The sequence below is a fragment of the Streptococcus sp. k-628 genome, from assembly GCF_013277475.1.
Lineage (GTDB): Bacteria > Bacillota > Bacilli > Lactobacillales > Streptococcaceae > Streptococcus.
The window spans coordinates 1-6,381 of record NZ_VMMZ01000114.1; the positions used below are offsets into that span (position 1 = coordinate 1).

A 6,381-nucleotide genomic window follows, 5' to 3' on the forward strand; every position below is an offset into this window, starting at 1 on the left:
TAGTTTGCTCTTTGATTTGCATTGAGTATAAGATGTCTTCTATTATAACAAAAAGCAGGTAGAAAAGCAGAGTCGAAACAAAAAATTAAATTATATCATTTTCTTCAATAAATCAAACAAACATATTGAAAAAGTGAATGATAAATGATATAATTCTATTATTGTTCGTAAAAATTAAAAGGAGATTGATGATGGACAAATTATTTAAACTAAAAGAGAACGGTACAGACGTTCGTACAGAGGTTCTCGCTGGTTTAACAACTTTCTTTGCAATGAGCTATATTCTCTTTGTAAACCCACAAATTCTTTCGCAAACAGGAATGCCTGCTCAGGGTATCTTCCTAGCAACGATTATTGGTTCTGTGGTAGGAACTCTTATGATGGCTTTTTATGCTAACTTACCATATGCCCAAGCACCAGGTATGGGACTGAATGCTTTCTTTACCTTTACAGTTGTCTTTGGACTTGGTTATTCTTGGCAAGAAGCTTTGGCTATGGTTTTCATTTGTGGTATTATTTCATTGATTATTACTTTGACAAATGTACGCAAAATGATCATTGAATCCATTCCTACTGCTCTTCGTTCAGCTATTTCAGCAGGTATCGGTGTCTTCCTTGCCTACGTAGGGATTAAGAATGCAGGACTTTTGAAATTTACGATTGATCCAGGTAACTATACTGTTATAGGAGAAGGTGCTGACAAAGCTCAAGCAACGATTGCAGCAAACTCTTCAGCGGTTCCAGGATTGGTTGACTTTAATAACCCAGCTGTTTTGGTGGCTCTTGCAGGACTTGCCATTACTATTTTCTTTGTCATCAAAGGGATTAAGGGAGGGATTATCCTTTCTATCTTAACAACAACAGTTCTTGCAATTGCAGTAGGTTTAGTTAATATTTCTAGCATTGATTTTTCAAATAATCACTTGGGTGCTGCGGTAGAAGATTTGAAGAAAATTTTTGGTGCAGCTCTTGGTTCAGAAGGTTTAGGAGCTTTGATTTCAGATACAGCTCGCTTACCTGAGACTCTTATGGCCATTCTTGCCTTTTCATTAACAGATATTTTCGATACAATTGGTACTCTAATTGGTACTGGTGAAAAAGTTGGAATCATTGCTTCTAAAGGTGAAAACAAGGAATCAGTCAAATTGGACAAAGCTCTTTATTCTGATTTAATTGCTACAACAATTGGTGCAGTAGCTGGTACTTCAAACGTAACGACTTATGTTGAGTCTGCTGCGGGTATCGGTGCAGGTGGACGTACTGGTTTGACAGCCTTGGTTGTAGCTATCTGTTTTGCAATTTCAAGCTTCTTTAGCCCACTTCTCGCTATCGTACCAACAGCTGCTACAGCTCCAATCTTAATTATTGTTGGGATTATGATGTTGGCTAGCTTGAAAAATATTCATTGGGATGATATGTCTGAAGCGGTTCCTGCTTTCTTCACATCTATCTTTATGGGATTCAGCTACTCTATCACTCAAGGGATTGCAGTTGGTTTCTTGACTTACACTTTGACTAAGATTGTCAAAGGTCAAGCTAAAGATGTTCATGTCATGATTTGGATTTTGGATGCCTTGTTTATCCTTAACTATATCAGCATGGCCCTATAATAGAATTACCCAGGGGGATTTCCCCCTTTTTTTAATATAAAGTCTAGGAGATGAATGGTGGAAGAGAAAAGTATGTGGGAAGAATTATTGAATCGTGCAGGCTGGCTGTTAATCTTTTTGCTGGCGACAATTTTATATCAGATTCCTATAGGGGTTACTGCTATTTTAACTTTAAATGCAGTACCACTGTTACAGTCAGGACTGATAGTTGCTGGTATTTCGATTGTGGTTTTGGCACTATTTATTTTTGGAGCTCGTAAAACGCAATTAGCAAGTTTTAATTTTTCTTTTTTCAGAGCTAAGGATTTGGCACGCTTGGGCTTGAGTTATTTAGTTATTATCGGTTCAAATATACTTGGTTCTATCTTGTTACAACTGTCAAATGAGACGACAACAGCTAACCAGTCTCAGATTAACGATATGGTTCAAAATAGTTCTTTGATTTCCAGTTTCTTCTTGCTAGCCTTACTTGCTCCAATTTGTGAGGAAATCTTGTGCCGTGGGATTGTTCCTAAAAAGATTTTCCGAGGAAAAGAGAACTTGGGATTTGTAGTAGGTACGATTGCCTTTGCTTTATTGCATCAACCAAGTAATTTACCTTCTTTATTGATTTATGGAGGAATGTCAACTGTGCTAACTTGGACAGTTTATAAAACCCAACGTTTGGAAATGTCTATCTTACTTCACATGATTGTGAATGGGGTTGCTTTCTGTTTGTTGGCTCTTGTGGTGATCATGAGTCGGACATTAGGGATTTCTGTTTAAGATTTTTGACAATTGCTTACTTGTTTCTATTGGGAAAAAAGATGAATGCAATAGTGTCCATCTTTTTCTTTTTATGGTAAAATAGAGAAATAATATGGTGAAAAGCCTTGAGGGAGTGACCGATATGTCAACTAAAGTAAATCATGCAAAGACAGCTATTTGCGGAATTATCAATGTAACCCCAGATTCCTTTTCGGATGGTGGTCAATTTTTTGCTCTTGAGCAGGCACTCCAGCAGGCTCGTAAATTGATAGCAGAAGGGGCTAGTATGCTAGATATCGGCGGAGAATCGACTCGGCCGGGAAGTAGCTATAGCTATGTTGAGATAGAAGAGGAAATCCAGCGTGTTGTTCCAGTGATTAAAGCGATTCGCAAGGAAAGTGATGTCCTCATCTCTATTGATACTTGGAAGAGTCAGGTAGCAGAAGCTGCTTTGGCTGCTGGTGCCAATCTAGTTAATGATATCACTGGTCTTATGGGTGATGAGAAAATGGCCCATGTGGTTGCTAAGGCTGGTGCGAAAGTAGTCATTATGTTTAATCCAGTCATGGCGCGACCTCAGCATCCTAGCTCGCTCATATTTCCTCATTTCGGTGTTGGTCAAGCTTTTACAGAGGAAGAGTTAGCTGACTTTGAAAAAATGCCAATCGAAGACTTGATGGAGACTTTCTTTGAACGAGCCCTAGCGAGAGCAAATCAAGCTGGAATCGCACAAGAAAATATCCTGTTGGATCTAGGAATCGGCTTTGGTCTGACCAAGAAAGAAAATTTGCTTCTTTTACGGGACCTGGATAAACTACATCAGAAAGGATATCCAATCTTTCTCGGAGTGTCGCGCAAGCGATTTGTCATCAATATTCTTGAAGAAAATGGTTTTGATGTCAATCCTGAGACAGAACTTGGTTTCCGCAATCGAGACACGGCTTCGGCTCATGTAACTAGTATCGCTGCGAGACAGGGTGTAGAAGTGGTGCGAGTGCATGACGTAGCTAGTCACAAGATGGCGGTTGAAATTGCCTCCGCTATTCGTCTGGCTGATGAAGCGGAAAATCTAGATTTAAAACAATATAAATAAGATGAAAGAATTTGAAAATAATCAGTGGATTGCCCACTATCGGACGGATCAACCGCATTTTGGCTTGGAACGAATGGTGGAACTGTTAGCTTTGCGTGACAATCCCCATCTCAAACTCAAGGTCATCCATATCGGAGGGACCAATGGCAAGGGTTCGACTATTGCTTTTTTGAAAAGTATGCTTGAAAAGCTAGGGCTGAGAGTTGGTGTTTTTAGCTCCCCCTATCTCATTCATTACACAGAGCAGATTAGCATCAATGGGGAATCTATTCCCGAGGCTAGACTCGAAACTCTCATGGCAGACTATCAGTCTTTGCTTGAGGGAGAAGCGACCGCTAATTTACAGGGCACAACCGAGTTTGAGATTATCACAGCCATAGCCTATGACTACTTTGCCTCAGAGCAAGTAGATGTGGCTATCATGGAAGTGGGCATGGGTGGACTCTTGGATAGTACCAATGTCTGCCAGCCTATTCTAACAGGCATCACGACTATTGGACTGGACCATGTAGCCCTTCTTGGTAACACTTTAGAAGCCATAGCAGAGCAGAAAGCTGGTATTATCAAACAAGGTATTCCCTTGGTAACAGGTCGTATCGCTCCAGAAGCTTTGGCTGTGATTGACCGCATTGCGGAAGGGAAAGATGTACCGAGACTTGCCTACGGGGCAAATTATCAGGTTCGTCATAAAGAAAGTGTGGTGACAGGTGAAGTCTTTGACTATACCAGTGCTGTCAGACAAGATCGCTTTCAGACTGGCCTACTTGGTTTGCACCAGATAGAGAATGCTGGGATGGCCATAGCTTTACTTGATACTTTTTGTCAAGAAGATGGTCGAGAACTAGCAAGCAATGACTTGCTTGCTCAGGCCTTGGAAGAAACAGGTTGGCCAGGGCGTTTGGAAATTGTGTCAAGAGATCCATTGATGATTTTGGATGGGGCTCACAATCCCCATGCCATAAAGGCTTTAATAGCAACCTTGCAAGAACGCTTTGCGGATTATCGTAAGGAAATCCTCTTTACTTGTATCAAAACCAAGGCCTTGGAGGATATGTTGGACTTGCTGGGGGCCATGCCAGATACCGAGCTTACCCTGACACACTTTGACGATAGTCGGGCGACTGATGAAAGCATGCTGGAAGAGGCGGCTAAGTCTAGAAATCTCAACTACCAAGGTTGGCAGGATTTTCTAGAGCAGAAATTGACATATAAAAAAGAAGAGAAACAAACAGTTAGGATTGTCACAGGTTCCTTGTACTTTTTGAGCCAAGTGAGAGCCTATCTGATGGAGAGGAAGAACGAGAATGGATACACAAAAGATTGAAGCAGCTGTAAAAATGATTATCGAGGCTGTAGGAGAGGACACTAACCGCGAGGGCTTGCAGGAAACACCTGCTCGTGTGGCTCGTATGTACCAAGAGATTTTTTCAGGTCTTGGTCAAACAGCGGAGGAACATTTGTCAAAATCTTTTGAGATTATTGACGATAATATGGTGGTAGAAAAGGATATCTTTTTCCATACCATGTGTGAACACCACTTCTTGCCATTTTATGGTAGAGCGCATATTGCCTATATTCCAGATGGCCGTGTAGCAGGTTTATCTAAGCTAGCCCGTACGGTTGAAGTTTATTCGAAAAAACCACAAATTCAAGAACGTTTGAATATCGAAGTGGCCGATGCCTTGATGGAGTATCTAGGTGCTAAAGGAGCCTTTGTTGTCATTGAGGCGGAACATATGTGTATGAGTATGCGTGGTGTCAGAAAACCAGGCACTGCAACCTTGACGACAGTAGCTCGTGGTCTATTTGAAACAGATAAGGACCTCCGAGATCAGGCTTATCGTTTAATGGGACTATAATACTCTTCGAAAATCAAATTCAAACCACGTCAGCTTCCATCTGCAACCTCAAAACAGTGTTTTGAGTAGCCTGCGGCTAGCTTCTTAGTTTGCACTTTGATTTTCATTGAGTATAAAAAGAATCCGCTTTGGGCGGATTTTTCTAGAAAGGAATCATTATGGATCAACTGCAGATTAAGGATTTGGAAATTTTTGCCTATCATGGTCTTTTTCCCAGTGAGAAAGAATTGGGGCAGAAGTTTGTCGTTTCAGCCATCTTATCCTATGATATGACCAAGGCGGCTACAGACTTGGATTTAACAGCCTCTGTCCATTACGGAGAACTGTGTCAGCAGTGGACGACTTGGTTTCAGGAAACAACTGAAGACCTGATTGAAACGGTGGCCTATAAACTGCTAGAACGTACTTTTGAGGCCTATCCTCTTGTCCAAGAAATAAAGCTGGAACTGAAAAAACCTTGGGCGCCAGTGCATTTGCCACTAGATACTTGCTCGGTAACCATTCATCGCCGCAAGCAACGAGCCTTTATCGCCCTAGGAAGCAATATGGGAGATAAACAAGCAAACCTGAAACAAGCCATTGAGAAAATGCGAGATCGAGCTATCCATATTCTCAAAGAGTCCAGTGTCTTGACGACGGAGCCTTGGGGTGGTGTGGAGCAGGATAGCTTTGCTAATCAAGTGGTTGAGGTTGCAACCTGGTTGCCGGCCCCAGTTCTATTAGAGACCTTGTTAGCAATTGAGTCAGAGATGGGACGGGTGAGAGAAGTACCTTGGGGACCTCGTTTGATTGATTTGGACTTGCTCTTTGTGGAGGACCAGGTCATTTATACAGATGACCTTATCTTGCCTCATCCTTACATAGCGGAGCGCCTTTTTGTCCTTGAATCTCTTCAAGAAATTGCACCTCATTTTATCCATCCTACATTAAAGAAACCTATTCGTAAATTGTATAATGCTTTGAAAAAATAGAAAAACTCTAGTTTTCAGTCACTTGCAACTGAAGGCTAGAGTTTTTATACTCTTCGAAAATCTCTTCAAACCACGTCAGCTTCCATCTGCAACCTCAAAAC

The 6,381-nt window shown here is 41.3% G+C and carries 6 protein-coding genes; all 6 read left to right on the plus strand.

The annotated features are described in order from the left end of the window. Positions 1-191 precede the first annotated feature (191 nt). The 6 genes from HT730_RS10175 to folK all read left to right on the plus strand — a co-directional run bounded on the left by HT730_RS10175 (position 192) and on the right by folK (position 6,280). Entirely contained in the window at positions 192-1,610 is a 1,419-nt protein-coding gene (locus HT730_RS10175) for an NCS2 family permease (protein WP_102210851.1), read from the plus strand. 57 nt (positions 1,611-1,667) lie between these two features. Then, a complete protein-coding gene (locus tag HT730_RS10180; RefSeq protein ID WP_173307522.1) occupies positions 1,668-2,375 on the plus strand; it encodes a CPBP family glutamic-type intramembrane protease in 708 nt (235 codons plus the stop codon). Between the two features lie 94 nt (positions 2,376-2,469). Beyond that, a complete protein-coding gene (gene folP, locus HT730_RS10185; protein ID WP_173307523.1) occupies positions 2,470-3,450 on the plus strand; it encodes a dihydropteroate synthase in 981 nt (326 codons plus the stop codon). Between the two features lies 1 nt (position 3,451). Next, on the plus strand, positions 3,452-4,774 hold the full coding sequence (locus tag HT730_RS10190; RefSeq protein WP_061844260.1) for a folylpolyglutamate synthase/dihydrofolate synthase family protein: 1,323 nt from the start codon (positions 3,452-3,454) through the stop codon (positions 4,772-4,774). After that, positions 4,755-5,309: a GTP cyclohydrolase I FolE gene (folE, locus tag HT730_RS10195; protein WP_000380920.1), complete on the plus strand. Its 555-nt coding sequence runs from the start codon at positions 4,755-4,757 to the stop codon at positions 5,307-5,309. The genes HT730_RS10190 and folE overlap by 20 nt, the downstream gene beginning before the upstream one ends. 158 nt (positions 5,310-5,467) lie before the next feature. Further along, entirely contained in the window at positions 5,468-6,280 is an 813-nt protein-coding gene (gene folK, locus HT730_RS10200; protein ID WP_124788238.1) for a 2-amino-4-hydroxy-6-hydroxymethyldihydropteridine diphosphokinase, read from the plus strand. Positions 6,281-6,381 lie beyond the last annotated feature (101 nt).

Bases quoted from the DNA above. Each gene is read 5' to 3' on its own strand.
- HT730_RS10175 (WP_102210851.1), top strand. From the start codon at position 192: ATGGACAAATTATTTAAACTAAAAGAGAACGGTACAGACGTTCGTACA.
- folP (WP_173307523.1), top strand. From the start codon at position 2,470: ATGGTGAAAAGCCTTGAGGGAGTGACCGATATGTCAACTAAAGTAAAT.
- HT730_RS10190 (WP_061844260.1), top strand. From the start codon at position 3,452: ATGAAAGAATTTGAAAATAATCAGTGGATTGCCCACTATCGGACGGAT.
- folE (WP_000380920.1), top strand. From the start codon at position 4,755: ATGGATACACAAAAGATTGAAGCAGCTGTAAAAATGATTATCGAGGCT.
- folK (WP_124788238.1), top strand. From the start codon at position 5,468: ATGGATCAACTGCAGATTAAGGATTTGGAAATTTTTGCCTATCATGGT.